This is a genomic window from Ruegeria sp. BF6 (assembly GCF_056538665.1).
In genome coordinates this window covers 116,251-130,182 of sequence record NZ_JBQFTN010000004.1, presented here as the reverse complement: position 1 = coordinate 130,182, position 13,932 = coordinate 116,251, and the positions used below count along the sequence as shown (strand labels likewise).

At 58.0% G+C, this 13,932-nt stretch carries 17 protein-coding genes; 11 read left to right on the top strand and 6 right to left on the bottom strand.

The genetic code is table 11. The annotated features are described in order from the left end of the window. The 3 genes from sucC to mdh form a co-directional block, all read right to left on the bottom strand. Positions 1 to 1,194: an ADP-forming succinate--CoA ligase subunit beta gene (sucC, locus tag ACR0IM_RS13240; RefSeq protein WP_170402721.1), complete on the bottom strand. Its 1,194-nt coding sequence runs from the start codon at positions 1,192 to 1,194 to the stop codon at positions 1 to 3. A gap of 193 nt (positions 1,195 to 1,387) precedes the next feature. Next, complete coding sequence (locus tag ACR0IM_RS13235) at positions 1,388 to 2,905, bottom strand: hypothetical protein (RefSeq protein ID WP_480682193.1); 1,518 nt, start codon at positions 2,903 to 2,905, stop codon at positions 1,388 to 1,390. Positions 2,906 to 2,980: 75 nt separating this feature from the next. After that, positions 2,981 to 3,943 carry a malate dehydrogenase gene (gene mdh, locus ACR0IM_RS13230; RefSeq protein ID WP_480592827.1) on the bottom strand — a complete coding sequence of 321 codons (963 nt, stop codon included), beginning with the start codon at positions 3,941 to 3,943 and terminating at the stop codon, positions 2,981 to 2,983. 161 nt (positions 3,944 to 4,104) lie between these two features. Between mdh and ACR0IM_RS13225 the strand changes: the two genes are divergently transcribed. Further along, complete coding sequence (locus ACR0IM_RS13225) at positions 4,105 to 4,860, top strand: sulfite exporter TauE/SafE family protein (RefSeq protein ID WP_480682192.1); 756 nt, start codon at positions 4,105 to 4,107, stop codon at positions 4,858 to 4,860. Here the strand turns inward: ACR0IM_RS13225 and ACR0IM_RS13220 are convergent. Continuing rightward, positions 4,857 to 5,156, bottom strand: coding sequence for a hypothetical protein (locus tag ACR0IM_RS13220; protein ID WP_480682190.1), 300 nt, complete (start codon positions 5,154 to 5,156; stop codon positions 4,857 to 4,859). The genes ACR0IM_RS13225 and ACR0IM_RS13220 overlap by 4 nt on opposite strands. 169 nt (positions 5,157 to 5,325) lie before the next feature. Between ACR0IM_RS13220 and ACR0IM_RS13215 the strand changes: the two genes are divergently transcribed. The 10 genes from ACR0IM_RS13215 (at position 5,326) to ACR0IM_RS13170 (ending at position 12,599) form a co-directional block, all read left to right on the top strand. Continuing rightward, on the top strand, positions 5,326 to 6,183 hold the full coding sequence (locus ACR0IM_RS13215) for an HpcH/HpaI aldolase/citrate lyase family protein (RefSeq protein WP_480682189.1): 858 nt from the start codon (positions 5,326 to 5,328) through the stop codon (positions 6,181 to 6,183). 6 nt (positions 6,184 to 6,189) lie between these two features. Then, positions 6,190 to 6,744, top strand: coding sequence for an NnrU family protein (locus tag ACR0IM_RS13210; RefSeq protein ID WP_480592834.1), 555 nt, complete (start codon positions 6,190 to 6,192; stop codon positions 6,742 to 6,744). 12 nt (positions 6,745 to 6,756) lie between these two features. Continuing rightward, the gene (locus tag ACR0IM_RS13205; protein WP_480592836.1) at positions 6,757 to 6,963 is read left to right on the top strand and encodes a DUF1737 domain-containing protein; all 207 of its coding nucleotides are present in this window, start codon (positions 6,757 to 6,759) and stop codon (positions 6,961 to 6,963) included. Continuing rightward, positions 6,963 to 7,991 carry a MaoC family dehydratase gene (locus ACR0IM_RS13200; RefSeq protein WP_480682188.1) on the top strand — a complete coding sequence of 343 codons (1,029 nt, stop codon included), beginning with the start codon at positions 6,963 to 6,965 and terminating at the stop codon, positions 7,989 to 7,991. Before ACR0IM_RS13205 ends, ACR0IM_RS13200 begins: the two co-directional genes overlap by 1 nt. A 55-nt stretch (positions 7,992 to 8,046) precedes the next feature. Next, complete coding sequence (locus ACR0IM_RS13195) at positions 8,047 to 8,709, top strand: DUF1194 domain-containing protein (RefSeq protein ID WP_480592840.1); 663 nt, start codon at positions 8,047 to 8,049, stop codon at positions 8,707 to 8,709. A gap of 213 nt (positions 8,710 to 8,922) precedes the next feature. Further along, positions 8,923 to 9,306 carry a succinate dehydrogenase, cytochrome b556 subunit gene (gene sdhC / locus ACR0IM_RS13190; protein ID WP_480682187.1) on the top strand — a complete coding sequence of 128 codons (384 nt, stop codon included), beginning with the start codon at positions 8,923 to 8,925 and terminating at the stop codon, positions 9,304 to 9,306. Positions 9,307 to 9,317: 11 nt separating this feature from the next. Beyond that, complete coding sequence (locus ACR0IM_RS13185; RefSeq protein ID WP_170333372.1) at positions 9,318 to 9,689, top strand: succinate dehydrogenase, hydrophobic membrane anchor protein; 372 nt, start codon at positions 9,318 to 9,320, stop codon at positions 9,687 to 9,689. A 25-nt stretch (positions 9,690 to 9,714) separates the two neighbouring features. Further along, positions 9,715 to 11,523, top strand: a complete 1,809-nt coding sequence (gene sdhA, locus ACR0IM_RS13180) for a succinate dehydrogenase flavoprotein subunit (RefSeq protein WP_480682185.1) — start codon at positions 9,715 to 9,717, stop codon at positions 11,521 to 11,523. 12 nt (positions 11,524 to 11,535) lie between these two features. After that, positions 11,536 to 12,315 carry a succinate dehydrogenase iron-sulfur subunit gene (locus ACR0IM_RS13175; protein WP_480592849.1) on the top strand — a complete coding sequence of 260 codons (780 nt, stop codon included), beginning with the start codon at positions 11,536 to 11,538 and terminating at the stop codon, positions 12,313 to 12,315. Positions 12,316 to 12,452: 137 nt separating this feature from the next. Then, positions 12,453 to 12,599, top strand: coding sequence for a hypothetical protein (locus tag ACR0IM_RS13170; protein WP_480592851.1), 147 nt, complete (start codon positions 12,453 to 12,455; stop codon positions 12,597 to 12,599). Positions 12,600 to 12,861: 262 nt separating this feature from the next. Here the strand turns inward: ACR0IM_RS13170 and deoD are convergent, their stop codons facing one another. Together deoD and ACR0IM_RS13160 are read right to left on the bottom strand one after the other, a co-directional pair. Further along, entirely contained in the window at positions 12,862 to 13,575 is a 714-nt protein-coding gene (gene deoD, locus ACR0IM_RS13165) for a purine-nucleoside phosphorylase (RefSeq protein ID WP_480641810.1), read from the bottom strand. Between the two features lie 17 nt (positions 13,576 to 13,592). Beyond that, a complete protein-coding gene (locus tag ACR0IM_RS13160; RefSeq protein WP_480592855.1) occupies positions 13,593 to 13,910 on the bottom strand; it encodes an H-NS histone family protein in 318 nt (105 codons plus the stop codon). Positions 13,911 to 13,932 lie beyond the last annotated feature (22 nt).

Here is a 13,932-nt window from a genome sequence, read left to right as displayed (position 1 = left end):
TTAACCCTTAACCGCCTTCACGATCTTCTCGGCACCGTCTTTCAGGTTGTCCGCCGCGATCACGTCTAGGCCAGAGGTGTTGATGATCTCTTTGCCTTTCTCGACATTCGTGCCTTCCAGACGCACGACCAGCGGAACTTGCAGGCCAACCTCTTTCACCGCGGCGACAACGCCCTCGGCGATGACGTCACAGCGCATGATGCCGCCGAAGATGTTGACCAGAATGCCTTTGACCTGCGGGTCCGAGGTGATGATCTTGAACGCCTCGGTCACTTTCTCTTTGGTGGCACCGCCGCCCACGTCGAGGAAGTTGGCAGGCTCGGCACCGTACAGCTTGATGATGTCCATGGTGGCCATCGCCAGACCGGCACCGTTCACCATGCACCCGATCTCACCATCCAGCGCGATGTAGTTCAGGTCGTACTTGGAGGCTTCCAGTTCCTTGGGATCTTCCTCGGTCGTGTCGCGCAGTTCGGCGATGTCGGGGTGGCGGTAAACCGCGTTTCCGTCAAAGCCGACCTTGGCGTCAAGCACTTTCAGATCGCCCTTGTCCGAGATGATCAGCGGGTTGATCTCCAGCATCTCCATGTCCTTCTCGACGAAGGCGTTATAGAGCTGACCCATCAGCTTGACGCATTGCTTGACCTGCGCGCCTTCCAGACCCAGCGAGAAGGCGATGCGACGGCCATGATAGGGCTGATAGCCGGTGGCAGGGTCGACCGAGAAGGACAGGATTTTCTCGGGCGTGGCGGCCGCCACCTCTTCGATGTCCATGCCGCCTTCGGTGGAACAGACGAACGAGATGCGGCTGGTCTGGCGATCCACCAGCAGAGCCAGATACAGTTCGCGTTCAATGCCGGAACCGGCCTCGATATAGATGCGGTTGACCTGCTTGCCTGCCGGGCCAGTCTGGTGGGTGACCAGTGTACGGCCCAGCATCTTCTTGGCTTCTTCGGCGGCTTCTTCTACCGACTTGGTCAGACGGACACCGCCCTTTTCACCGGCGTCGGCCTCTTTGAAAGAACCCTTGCCGCGGCCACCCGCGTGGATCTGTGCTTTGACAACCCACAGGGGGCCATCCAGTTCACCGGCTGCGGTTTTGGCTTCCTCGGCGCGCAGTACCGCGCGACCCTCGGAGACCGGAGCGCCATAGCTGCGAAGAAGAGCTTTGGCCTGATATTCGTGAATGTTCATCGAAACTGTCCCGTCTGACTACGATTACACCGTTATAGAGGTGCCTAGGGGGCATCTATAAAGGGTTTTTTTATGCCAAAGCGGTTTTTAGTGGAGATTTTTCACTTTTGTGATCACAGGTTTTTGGGGTGTGATCACAAAACTTTTTTATCGATTCGAATCTAATTGACGAAATCCCGGGGCGGGCAGCGCGTCAGTTGAAATAAAGCGCGAAACTTCCGGCGTTACCTTGTGTCATCCGCTGGAAAGCCATCCAGTTTGCATTGGTTATCTTGGGGCCCTTGGCGGCATAAGGTATGGCAGCCCGTCCGTGAAGCCAGGATATTAGATCAATCGGTGCAGGATCGTCGAACCAGGCCGAGACGTCTATCCCGTACTCTGCGGGCAAGAACGGATGCGGGGCCAGAAGGCGGCCTTCCAAAACGGCCTGCGCGTCGTCCAGAACGCTCTTCCAGGCCCGAATCGTTTGGTCGTCCAGTGTTATGCCCAATGCACTTTTTTGGTTCGGGTTCGCAATCCACTCGCGGTCATTATCCGTTTCACGCGCCAACGCATCCCAGAATATGTGGTTTTGCGCCAGCATGTTCAGCCAGTGATCCCTCGCGCGTGCAATTCTTACGGGGTCGGGTTCGGAGTCCAGTGCTTTGATCAACGCGTAAACTGCGTTGCGTGTTTCGTCCGGTATTGAATCGCGAACTATACGATTCATCTGCCGTTCTATGTTGTGGAAGCTGAGTTCATTGGAGTCATCGGCAAATACTTCCGCTGGAAGCTTGCTCTCATGCGCTCGGATCTCTCGGCGTATCAGTCCATGTTGTCGCATGGCTCTTTGGCTCGCATCAAAAACAATGCTGGTTTGCTCCGATACGTCTTCCCGCTGCAGTTCCAATTCGGTCCGCTCTTCTCCTTCGGGCAGCGCTCTGATTTGCTCATCCAATTCACGCTGCCGCTCGCGCAACTGTTCAAGCGCTTCCCTCTGTTGAACCTGGAGTGTCCGCAGATCATTCCGTTCAACTTCCAATGCCGCGATCTTTAGAACGATCGCATCAACAACATAGGTGTTGGGAATTGTTGGCGCATCCGCCAACATGGCCTCGGCAAATAGCAAGTCGGCAAAAATGGGTGAAGGGTCAAAGGCCAGAATGCCCTCGGCCACGCCCGACAGCATGTAGGTATACGCCGTCAGCCATGCATGATCGGCCCCGTCGAAGCGTACGGTGATGGGCGCGACGGCCTCACCTTTGTCGGGACGCGCAGTGCGGGGCACAGCAAATTGAACCAACAGGTTCGAAACACTCTCACCTTCGTCCAAGGACCCGTTGCGGTTGATGTCGAGCCACAGATCGGTCACCACCAGCTCGAACGGTTTTGCTGTCTCGGGGTTCGTCTGCGCCAGTGTCCCACGGGCCAAATCGAGGTTTGCGGCGAAGGCCTGAATCATCTCGGCAAAGGTTGACGGTGTACGGCTTTCCGGCTCGGGGTTGGCGAATCCGCCGCGTCCCATTCCAAAAACCCGGCCAAACCCACGACCTATCCCATATTGGTATTGGGTCTGCAGCAGAGCTTCCACTGCCCGCAGCGTCTCAAGCGTTCCGCGCTCGAATGACCCTTCGTGGGCTGTTTCCAGACGTTGCGTCAATGTCGGTAGGGTCGTTTGGGCGGCAGTGCCAGTGGCGATGCCCAACAGGGCGATCAAAAGCAGTTTCTTCATAAGTATATGGCCTGTAATAGAAAAACGCGCCGAGTTGCCCCGACGCGTTTAACCTTACGATCAATGCGTGTATCGTCAAGCCAGCGAGCTGTCGATGCCCTTGCACGCTTCGATCAGGCCCTTCACGGCGTTGACCGAGTTGTCGAAACCGGCCTGCTCTTCTTCGTTCAGCTTGATGTCGACGACACGCTCGATGCCGCCCGCGCCGATCACGGTGGGCACGCCCACATACATGCCTTCAACGCCCAGTTCGCCGTTGCAATAGGCGGCGCAGGGCAGAACGCGCTTCTGGTCTTTCAGATAGGCTTCGGCCATTTCGATTGCCGAAGTTGCAGGCGCATAGAAGGCCGAACCGGTTTTCAGCAGGCCGACGATCTCGGCGCCGCCGTCACGGGTGCGCTGCACGATCGCGTCCAGTTTCTCTTGTGTTGTCCAGCCCATCTCGACCAGATCGGGCAGCGGGATACCGGCGACGGTTGAGTAACGAACCGACGGCACCATGGTGTCGCCGTGGCCGCCCAAAACGAATGCGGTCACGTCGCGCATCGACACGTTGAATTCTTCCGACAGGAAATGAGCGAAACGGCCCGAGTCCAGAACGCCAGCCATACCGCAGACCTTGTTGTGCGGCAGACCCGAGAATTCGCGCAGAGCCCAGACCATCGCGTCCAGCGGGTTGGTGATGCAGATGACAAACGCGTCGGGCGCGTTGGCGGCGATGCCTTCACCGACCGATTTCATGACCTTCAGGTTGATGCCCAGCAGGTCGTCGCGGCTCATGCCCGGCTTGCGCGGCACACCGGCGGTCACGATGCAGACGTCTGCGCCTGCGATGTCTTCGTAGGACTGGGTGCCTTTCAATTTGGCGTCGAACCCTTCCGAAGGACCGGACTCAGCGATGTCCAGCGCTTTGCCTTCCGGGATGCCTTCGGCGATGTCGAACAGGACGACGTCACCAAGTTCCTTCATTGCTGCGAGGTGGGCGAGCGTGCCGCCGATCTGACCTGCGCCGATCAGCGCGATCTTGGGTCTGGCCATTTGGAATATCTCCGGTCGGTTTTGAAATCGCGGTTGTGCTAGTCGGTAAATGGTTTTCGCGCAAGGGTTATGCTGCGTGGCATACAACCGCATACTGTTTGCACTGTACTTGGTGATTGCGCTAAACGGCCTGTTAGACAAGCCTATTTACGGGATGCCGCATGTTCGAATTGAACCTGATGTTTTTTGCTGTGGCAATCCCGGCGGTGATCTTTGCCGGTATCTCGAAGGGTGGGTTCGGCTCGGGCGTGGCCTTTGCGTCGTCGTCGATTCTGGCCCTGATCCTCACGCCCGGGCAGGCGTTGGCGCTGATGTTGCCGATACTGATGGTGATCGATGTGACCACTCTGGGGCCGTACTGGAAACGTTGGAGCTGGCCGGATTCACGGCTGCTGATATTGGGTGCCGTACCGGGTGTCGCACTGGGTGCATGGCTTTATCGTGCAACAAATGACGACTTGCTGCGCCTGCTGATTGGCGGGATTTCGGTCGGTTTCGTGCTCTGGCACATGGCGCAGAGCAAAGGTCTGATCCGCGGTTTTGCCAATCGCCTGCCTGCCCCCGCCGGGTTGTTCGCGGGTCTGGTCGCGGGCTTCACCAGTTTTGTCAGTCACGCAGGCGGTCCGCCAGCCGCCGTCTATCTGCTGTCTCAGCGCCTGTCGAAAACCGAGTTCCAGGCCTCGACCGTATTGGTCTTTTGGGTCATCAACGGCGCGAAGTTCATCCCCTACGCCTATTTGGGCATGTTTACCTGGCACACGGTGTTGGCGGATCTTCTGCTGACCCCATTTGCAATCCTTGGTGCGTGGCTGGGCGTCCGGGCTCATTTCATGCTGTCCGAGCGCCTGTTCTTTGGCATAGCGTATGTACTGCTGACTATTACCGGCAGCAAACTGATCTGGGACGCGCTGACCTAGACGTTGGGGGGCAGCGCCTCGGCCATCTGCTCATAGGCTTGGCCGGTCGCGATCAGGCAAGTCATTCCATCCGGCAGTGTCACCGTTATGGTCCAGCTTCCGGTCTGATCCGAGGCATAGACCTCCATCATCGCACCCTGCCGTGCAATGCCGATGCCGCGGCGTGTCTCGCCATAGGCCCCGACCAGCCGTTTCACCACGTCTTCGCGCGGGGCGCAGGTGCGGGCCTGAACCTGTTGCGCGGCCAGGACCATGAGCCCAAGGCCCATCGTCATTTTGAAAAGCGTCTTTTTCATCACTCGCCCCTTTTGATTCCATCTGCAATCAGGGTGCGGGTGGGGCGCAGAAATCTGGTTAAAACTCCGCGCGTTGCGTCACGTATGCTGCGTTGCGGCAATTTTCCTCTTGAACTTTCCGGCAAAAAATGGCCCATTCCGCGCAACAATCTTTCAAAGGGAGAGGCCAATGGACCCCCGTCAGCGCCCCTATCGTTCCGTTCTGTATATTCCCGGCTCGCGTGACCGGGCGCTGGATAAGGCGCGTAACTTGCCGGTGGATGCGATCATATTTGACCTCGAAGATGCAGTTTCGGCAGATGAAAAGGCAAACGCCCGCGAAACACTCAAAACTGCCTTGACGGCCGGGGGCTACGGCTCGCGGGTCAAGATCGTCCGCATCAACGGGTTGGACACCAAATGGGGTCGCGCCGATGCCGAAGCGGTGCGTGAGATGGATGCTGATGTGGTGCTGCTGCCAAAGGTGAATTCTGCCGCTGATGTGGAAGCGTTGGCTGCGATTACTGGCGACATGCCGATCTGGGCGATGATGGAGACTCCGCGCGGCATGCTGAACGCTGCCGAAATCGCGGCGCACCCATTGATGGCCGGGTTCGTCATGGGCACCAACGACTTGGCCAAGGAGTTGCAGACTCGTTTCCGCCCGGATCGCCTGCCGATGATGACCTCTCTGGGTCTGTGCTTGCTGGCTGCAAAGGCTGAGGGTCTGATCATTGTCGACGGTGTCTATAATGCCTTCAAGGATGGCGAGGGTCTGGCCGCCGAATGCGAACAGGGCCGTGACATGGGTTTTGACGGCAAAACCCTGATCCATCCTGCACAAGTGGATATCACCAATGCGGCCTATGCCCCGTCGGATACCGAAATCGACCTGGCCCGCCGCCAGATTGCGGCTTTTGAAGAGGTTGAGTCGCAAGGGCAGGGTGTTGCTGTCGTCGATGGCAAAATCGTTGAAAACCTGCATGTTGTAACTGCCCGCGAAATTCTGGCAAAAGCGGAGGCGATTTCAGCTTTGCAAGCGGGGTAAGCCAGCATGGGCTTTGTTCTTCTGATTCTTGGGGTGGCGCTTTGGTGGGCCGCCCATCTGTTCAAGCGCGTGATGCCGGCGCAGCGCGCGGCCATGGGCAATGGTGGCAAAGGCGCAGTGGCGCTGGCGCTGGTCGTAGCGATATTGCTGATGATCTTCGGCTATCGCATGACCGACTTCATCCATGTCTGGTCGCCGCCGTCCTTCATGATCCACATAAACAACCTACTGGTGCTGATTGCTATCTACATGATGAGCCCCGCTGGTCAGAAAGGTCGCCTGCTGAACAAGATGCGCCACCCGATGCTGGCCGGTTTCCGTGCCTGGGCCTTTGCACATTTGCTTGTGAATGGCGATCTGGCCTCGATTATCCTGTTCGGTGGTCTGTTCCTATGGGCCATGGTTGAGGTGGTCGTGATCAACCGCGCCGAGCCTGACTGGTCTCCGGCTGAGCCCGGCACCTACGGCAAGGACGCGATGTTCTTTGTGGCTTCGATCGTGCTGTTCGGGATCATCGGTTACATTCACGGACTGGTCGGCCCATCGCCGTTCCCGTCATAAGGAGCAGACAAATTGGCAAAACTCTATCGTCTGTTGACCGAGGAAGACACATCCGCCTTCTGCCACAAGGTGTCGGATGCGCTGGCAAAAGGGTGGGAACTGTATGGCGACCCCTCTTATGCCTATGACGCCGCCAACAGCGTCATGCGTTGTGCGCAGGCCGTGACCAAAGAAGTCAAGGCCGACTATTCTGCCGAAATGAAACTGGGACAGCAATAATGGCAAAAACCAATCCGGGCCGCTTTTTCGAGGACTACTCCGTTGGGCAGGTGCTGCACCACGCAGTGCCGCGCACCGTAACCGACGGTGAACGGGCGTTGTATCACGCGCTCTACCCCGCGCGACATGCGCTTTATTCCTCGGACGAGTTTGCCCGGGCCAGTGGTCTGCCGCAAAGTCCGATAGATGATCTGGCGGCGTTCCACGTGGTGTTTGGCAAGACCGTTCCCGATATCTCGCTGAACGCGGTTGCCAATCTGGGCTATGCCGAGGGGCGCTGGCTGAAACCGGTCTATTCCGGTGATACGCTGCGGTCTGAGTCCGAAGTGATCGGGGTCAAGCAGAACTCGAATGGCAAGACCGGCGTGGTCTGGGTGCGCACACGCGGACTGAACCAGCGCGATGAGGTGGTGATCGAGTATGTGCGCTGGGTGATGGTGCGCAAAGCGAACATTGACGCCCCCGCGCCCGAAGCAGTGGTGCCGGACCTGAAAAAGGCGCTGGAGCCGGGCGATCTGGTTGTGCCTGAGGGACTCGATTTTTCGAACTATGATTTTGTTCAATCCGGGGAAGCCCATCGCTGGGGCGATTACGAGATCGGTGAAACCATCGACCACGTTGATGGTGTGACCGTCGAAGAGGCCGAGCACATGTTGGCCACCCGCCTGTGGCAAAACACGGCCAAAGTGCATTTTGACCTGACCTTCCGCCCGGATGGTCGGTTGATCTATGGCGGGCATGTGATCTCGATGGCGCGGGCGCTGTCGTTCAACGGTCTGGCCAATGCGCAGATGATTGTTGGCCTGAACGGTGGCGCACATGCCAACCCCTGTTTCTCGGGCGACACGATCAAGGCTTGGTCCGAGGTTCTGGACAAGGCCGAAACCGGTGTGCCTGGTGTGGGCGCCATCCGACTGCGACTGGTCGCCACCAAGGGTGGTGCGCCGTTCGAACTGAAGGGTGAAGATGGGCGGTACAAGCCCGAGGTGCTGCTAGATCTGGACTATTGGGCGCTGATGCCTATCTGAGGTCGCCCCACATTCATTTGATCGCAGCCTGCGACATTCATGCTAGGCTGCGGTCATGGTCCTGTTCCGCTCACTTGCTGCCTGCCTGTTCCTGACCCCGCCCGCGCTGGCCTGCGATCTTGCGCTGGCTTTGGCGGTGGATGTGTCCGGGTCGGTCGATACAAGCGAATACCGCATTCAGATGGACGGGCTGGCCGCAGGTTTGCGTGACCCCCTCGTGTCCGAGGCGCTGGTTCGCGGGCAAGCGCAGTTGATGCTGGTGCAGTGGACCGGAGCATCGCGCCAGAAGGTGACGATCCCGTGGACCCGGATCGACAGTTTCGACACGCTCGAACGGTTTGCCGATCAGGTGGCTGCCGACCCCCGGGTCTGGCGCAATTTTTCGACCGCAATAGGTGAGGCGCTTGAGATGACGCTATCCAGCTTTGACGACGTGTCCGAGTGCACGCGGCATCTGATCGACATTTCGGGCGACGGAGTGTCCAACGAAGGGGTCGAGCCGACCGAGGTGCACGGCGTGTTACGCAATCGGGGGGTCACGGTCAACGCAATCGCAATCGAGGAAAGCGAGCCCGACCTGACCGCCTATTTCTTTGAAAACGTCATTGTTGGCGAAGGTGCGTTTGTCGTGTCGGCCTCCGGTTTTGCTGACTATCCCGAACGGATCCGGAAAAAGCTTTTACGCGAAGTGACGCAGCAATCCGCCGCTTTAAAGTGAGTGCTACAGATTCGTGATCACAATGATCGCAACCTTGGGGCGCTAACATTGATTTGACTGTATAAGTTTTGTGATCACAGTATTATTTTGTGTGATCACAATTTCCCAAAATCTGCGGTTTTGTCCCCATTTTACCTGTTTTTGCGCACGCAGCACGTGACAGATTGGCAAAAACGAGTAAAACGACTGGTAGCCAACGAAAGAGGAGCCGACATGGCCGATGTCAATCGGGGCAACCGCCCGCTCTCGCCACATATTATGATATATCGCCCCCAGATGACGTCTCTGTCTTCGATCATGGTTCGTTTGACCGGGATCGGGGTGTTCGCCGTTGCAATTCTGGTTGTCTGGTGGCTACTGGCCGCGTCGACGTCGGAAAGCGCATTTGCGGGGATCGACGGGTTTCTACGCAGCTGGTTCGGCGACCTCATCCTGGCGGCTGCGACTTGGGGGTTGTGGTATCACACGCTGGGCCGCCTAAGGCACGTGCTCTGGGATTTCGGCTATTGCCTTGACATCGAGACCGCCGAGAAACTGGGGCTGGGCATGTTCGTTGGTGCGACCGTCCTGACCCTGATCACCGTGCTTGTGGTTTAAGGAGACGGCACATGCGATATCTGACTGACCGCAAGCGCGCGCAGGGTCTGGGCGCAGGGAAATCCGGCACACTCACTCATTGGCGGACAATGGTTCGGGCGATGATCCTGACCGTATTGGTGCCGATCTTCATCTTCACCTTCGGCGCTGGCATTGGCGGAACCCACGAAGAAGTCGTGGCCTATTTCAGCCGTCCGTTCCCGGCTCTTGTCACGGCGCTCACGCTGATCGTGGGGCTGCTGCAACTGATGTACGAGGCGCAGGAAGCGATTGAGGACTATGTGCACGGCGTCATGGAGAAAGTCTCTCTCGCTGCAATGTGGGCCCTGGGTTACACGCTGATGGCGGCCGGGCTGTTTGCCCTGGTCAAGCTGGCCCTGTGATGATGCGCGGTAAGGAACAAGAACAATGACAGCAGCATATGAATATGAAACCCACGAATACGACGTCGTTGTCGTAGGCGCTGGTGGTGCAGGTCTGCGGGCGACGTTGGGCATGGCGGAACAAGGCCTGCGTACGGCTTGTGTCACCAAGGTTTTCCCGACCCGCTCGCACACGGTTGCGGCGCAGGGTGGTATCGCCGCATCGCTTTCCAACATGGGCCCGGACCACTGGCAGTGGCACATGTATGACACCGTTAAGGGCTCGGACTGGCTGGGCGATACCGACGCGATGGAGTATCTCGCGCGTGAGGCACCCAAGGCGGTTTACGAGCTGGAGCACTATGGCGTGCCCTTCAGCCGGACTGAAGAAGGCAAAATCTATCAGCGTCCCTTTGGTGGCCACACCACAGAATTTGGCGAAGGTCCCGCCGTGCAGCGAACCTGTGCCGCCGCTGACCGGACTGGCCACGCGATCCTGCACACGCTGTACGGTCAATCACTGAAAAACAATGCCGAGTTCTACATCGAGTATTTCGCCATCGACCTGATCATGTCCGAGGATGGGCAATGTCAGGGTGTTGTCTGCTGGAAGCTCGACGATGGCACGATGCATGTTTTCAACGCCAAGATGGTTGTACTGGCGACCGGTGGTTATGGCCGGGCCTATTTCAGCGCGACCTCGGCCCATACCTGCACCGGTGACGGTGGCGGGATGGTGGCCCGCGCGGGTCTGGCGCTCCAGGATATGGAATTCGTTCAGTTTCACCCGACCGGCATCTACGGCTCTGGTTGCCTGATCACTGAGGGCGCACGCGGCGAGGGTGGATACCTGACGAACTCGGAAGGCGAGCGGTTCATGGAGCGTTATGCGCCCCAGTACAAGGACCTCGCGCCCCGCGACTATGTCTCGCGCTCGATGACCATGGAAATCCGCGAAGGTCGTGGACATGGCGACAATGGCGATCACATCCACCTGAACCTCAGCCACCTGCCCGCTGAGGCACTGGCCGAACGTCTGCCCGGGATTTCGGAATCGGCGCGCGTTTTTGCCGGTGTCGACGTCACCAAGGAACCAATCCCGGTTCTGCCGACCGTGCACTATAACATGGGCGGTATTCCGACCAACTATTGGGGTGAGGTACTGAATCCAACCGCTGATAACCCAACCGGCGTCGTACCAGGCCTGATGGCCGTGGGTGAGGCGGGGTGTGCCTCGGTCCACGGTGCGAACCGTCTGGGTTCGAACTCGCTGATCGACCTTGTGGTGTTCGGCCGCGCGGCCGCGATCCGGGCGGGTGAGGTTGTTGACGCCAAGGCACCGAACCCAGTTCTGAACCAGGCTTCGGTGGACAAGGCGTTTGACCGGTTCGACGCGGTTCGCAACGCAAGCGGTGCAATCCCGACCGCCGATCTGCGGCTTGAGATGCAGCGGACCATGCAAGAAGACGCGGCCGTGTTCCGGACCGCCAAGACCATGGCCGAGGGTGTTGAGAAGATGACGGCAATCGCCGCCAAGATGGACGACTTGAAAGTCACCGACCGCTCTCTGGTCTGGAACAGTGACCTGATGGAAACGCTGGAACTGACCAACCTGATGCCGAGCGCTCTGGCCACCATCGTCGGTGCCGAGGCTCGTAAGGAGTCCCGTGGCGCGCACGCGCATGAGGACTTCACCGAGCGTGATGACGAGAACTGGCGTGTCCACACCGTGTCGCGCGTTGAGGGCAACAAGGTAGACCTCAGCTATCGCCCGGTCATCGTTGATCCGCTGACCACCGAAGACGAAGGCGGCATCAGCCTCAAGAAAATCGCGCCCAAGGCGCGGACGTTCTAAGGAGAGGAACTTATGGTACAACTGACCCTCCCCAAGAATTCGCGCATCACGACGGGCAAAACCTGGCCCAAGCCGGAAAGCGCGACCAATGTTCGGAAGTTCCAGATTTACCGCTGGAACCCGGAAGACGGCAAAAACCCGCAGCTCGACACATATTTCGTTGATATGGACAGCTGCGGCCCGATGGTTCTGGACGCGCTGATCAAGATCAAGAATGAGATCGACCCGACGCTGACTTTCCGCCGGTCCTGCCGCGAGGGCATCTGCGGGTCCTGCGCGATGAATATCGACGGCATCAACACGCTGGCCTGTATCTATGGCATGGATGAGATCAAGGGCGACGTGAAAATCTACCCGCTGCCGCATATGCCGGTGGTCAAGGACCTGATCCCCGACTTGACGCATTTCTACGCCCAGCACGCCTCGATCATGCCGTGGTTGGAAACCAAGACAAACCGTCCCGCGAAAGAGTGGAAGCAGTCTATCGAAGACCGCAAGAAACTGGACGGTCTCTATGAATGCGTGATGTGCGCCAGCTGCTCGACCTCGTGCCCGAGCTACTGGTGGAACGGCGACCGTTATCTTGGGCCGGCCGCACTGCTGCACGCCTATCGCTGGATCATCGATAGCCGCGATGAGGCCACAGGAGAGCGTCTGGATGAGCTGGAAGATCCGTTCAAACTGTATCGCTGCCACACGATCATGAACTGCGCCAAAACCTGCCCGAAAGGTCTGAACCCGGCCAAGGCAATTGCCGAGATCAAGAAGATGATGATCGATCGCGGAGTTTAAGCGACGCCTAATAGTCAGCACTTGCCGCATTGCGGCGAGTGCATGGCGAGATTGCAATACTATGCAATGCAAACCGTTCTGTTCAGGTCTATCCTGCCTGCAGGGAGGAGTGATGGAACCGAAACGGGATCGCTCCGATGCAAGAACAAAAAGCAGAAAACACCAAAGCAGCCGAAGCTCTGGCTTTGTTGGAACAGGCCTGGGCCTACTACACTCCTGAACCTGCGCTCGTGTCTCAAGAGCAGCACGAACCAGAGCTGTTCGAATACGCGAACGCCGCCTGACGCTTGAATTCACGCAGAGATTGGGCAATGCATAAGCATGCCCATTCTTTTGCTTTTACTGGCCGCTGGCGTGTTTGCCTACTTCGTCTGGCGGTCACGGACGTCCTCTCTGACACGCGATTGCCGATGGCGGCAGCACCGAAAAGAAGGTGTCTGGATTTGCGCCTATTGTGGGGCGCGGCAAGACGGGGAAAACGCCCCGACAGACTGCCTGCAGGGCAAACAGTAAAACAACAGGGCGATGTCGCGCCCTGTTTTTTGTTTATGCAGTGTCCGGAAAAGCCGCCTGCAGGGCAATCTCAACCATTTCGCCGAAGCTGCTTTCGCGTTCCGACGAGGGCAGAGCCTCACCCGTCAGAAGATGATCGGACACGGTCAGGACGGCCAGCGCCCGGCAGTTGTGGCGTGCGGCCAGAATGTACAGCTCGGCGGCTTCCATCTCGACACCCAGGATGCCGTGCCGCACCATCTGTTCGTTCAGATCGGGGCGTTCGTCATAGAAGACATCGGACGAATAAATCCCGCCAACATGGGTGGGCGTGCCTTTGGCTTCGGCAGCTTTGGCTGCAGCCTGCAGCAAGCCCCAATCGGCGCAGGGCGCAAAGTTCAACTCTTTCAGGATGCCGCGCGATGGCGTGCTGAGGGTGGTCGATGTCATCGCCAGGATCACATCGCGGATTTTGACGCTGTCCTGCATCCCGCCGCACGAACCGATCCGGATCAAAGTTTTGGCACCATAATCGTGGATCAATTCATTGGCATAGATCGACAGGGACGGCATTCCCATCCCGCTGCCTTGAATTGTAACCGGGTTCCCTTTCCAGGTACCGGTATAACCCAGCATGCCGCGCACGTTATTAACGAGTTTTGCATCCTGCAAAAACGACTCTGCGGCCCATTTCGCCCGATACGGATCGCCGGGCATTAAAACGGTTTCAGCGATTTCACCTTTTTCGGCACCAATATGAATTGTCATCTCTGATCCAATTCCCGTCAGATTTCCAAATCCGATATATCAGCGCCGGCATTCAATGCATCGTGAACCCATTGCGGTTTGCGTCCGCGACCGGACCAAGTCTGGTCAGGGTTGGCAGGGTTTTTGTATTTCGCGTTGGATTTTGGGCTTTTGGTCGACTTTGCTGCGCCTGCTGAGAGTTCCGAAAGAGAGAACCCAAATTCAGCGGCGGCTTTTTCTGCGGCTTTCAGCGCCGCAATACGCTCGCGCTTTTCCGCGCTTTTTAGGGCAGTTTCCACCTGATCACGCAATTCCAGCAGTTCTTTGCGTGACATTTTCTCAAGGCTGATCGCCATTTCTTTCTCCATTTCGAAATAC

Excerpts from the sequence above, each read along its gene's own strand:
- sucC (WP_170402721.1), bottom strand. The coding sequence starts at position 1,194 with ATGAACATTCACGAATATCAGGCCAAAGCTCTTCTTCGCAGCTATGGC.
- ACR0IM_RS13235 (WP_480682193.1), bottom strand. The coding sequence starts at position 2,905 with ATGAAGAAACTGCTTTTGATCGCCCTGTTGGGCATCGCCACTGGCACT.
- mdh (WP_480592827.1), bottom strand. The coding sequence starts at position 3,943 with ATGGCCAGACCCAAGATCGCGCTGATCGGCGCAGGTCAGATCGGCGGC.
- ACR0IM_RS13225 (WP_480682192.1), top strand. The coding sequence starts at position 4,105 with ATGTTCGAATTGAACCTGATGTTTTTTGCTGTGGCAATCCCGGCGGTG.
- ACR0IM_RS13220 (WP_480682190.1), bottom strand. The coding sequence starts at position 5,156 with ATGAAAAAGACGCTTTTCAAAATGACGATGGGCCTTGGGCTCATGGTC.
- ACR0IM_RS13215 (WP_480682189.1), top strand. The coding sequence starts at position 5,326 with ATGGACCCCCGTCAGCGCCCCTATCGTTCCGTTCTGTATATTCCCGGC.
- ACR0IM_RS13210 (WP_480592834.1), top strand. The coding sequence starts at position 6,190 with ATGGGCTTTGTTCTTCTGATTCTTGGGGTGGCGCTTTGGTGGGCCGCC.
- ACR0IM_RS13200 (WP_480682188.1), top strand. The coding sequence starts at position 6,963 with ATGGCAAAAACCAATCCGGGCCGCTTTTTCGAGGACTACTCCGTTGGG.
- ACR0IM_RS13195 (WP_480592840.1), top strand. The coding sequence starts at position 8,047 with ATGGTCCTGTTCCGCTCACTTGCTGCCTGCCTGTTCCTGACCCCGCCC.
- sdhC (WP_480682187.1), top strand. The coding sequence starts at position 8,923 with ATGGCCGATGTCAATCGGGGCAACCGCCCGCTCTCGCCACATATTATG.
- ACR0IM_RS13185 (WP_170333372.1), top strand. The coding sequence starts at position 9,318 with ATGCGATATCTGACTGACCGCAAGCGCGCGCAGGGTCTGGGCGCAGGG.
- sdhA (WP_480682185.1), top strand. The coding sequence starts at position 9,715 with ATGACAGCAGCATATGAATATGAAACCCACGAATACGACGTCGTTGTC.
- ACR0IM_RS13175 (WP_480592849.1), top strand. The coding sequence starts at position 11,536 with ATGGTACAACTGACCCTCCCCAAGAATTCGCGCATCACGACGGGCAAA.
- ACR0IM_RS13170 (WP_480592851.1), top strand. The coding sequence starts at position 12,453 with ATGCAAGAACAAAAAGCAGAAAACACCAAAGCAGCCGAAGCTCTGGCT.
- deoD (WP_480641810.1), bottom strand. The coding sequence starts at position 13,575 with ATGACAATTCATATTGGTGCCGAAAAAGGTGAAATCGCTGAAACCGTT.
- ACR0IM_RS13160 (WP_480592855.1), bottom strand. The coding sequence starts at position 13,910 with ATGGCGATCAGCCTTGAGAAAATGTCACGCAAAGAACTGCTGGAATTG.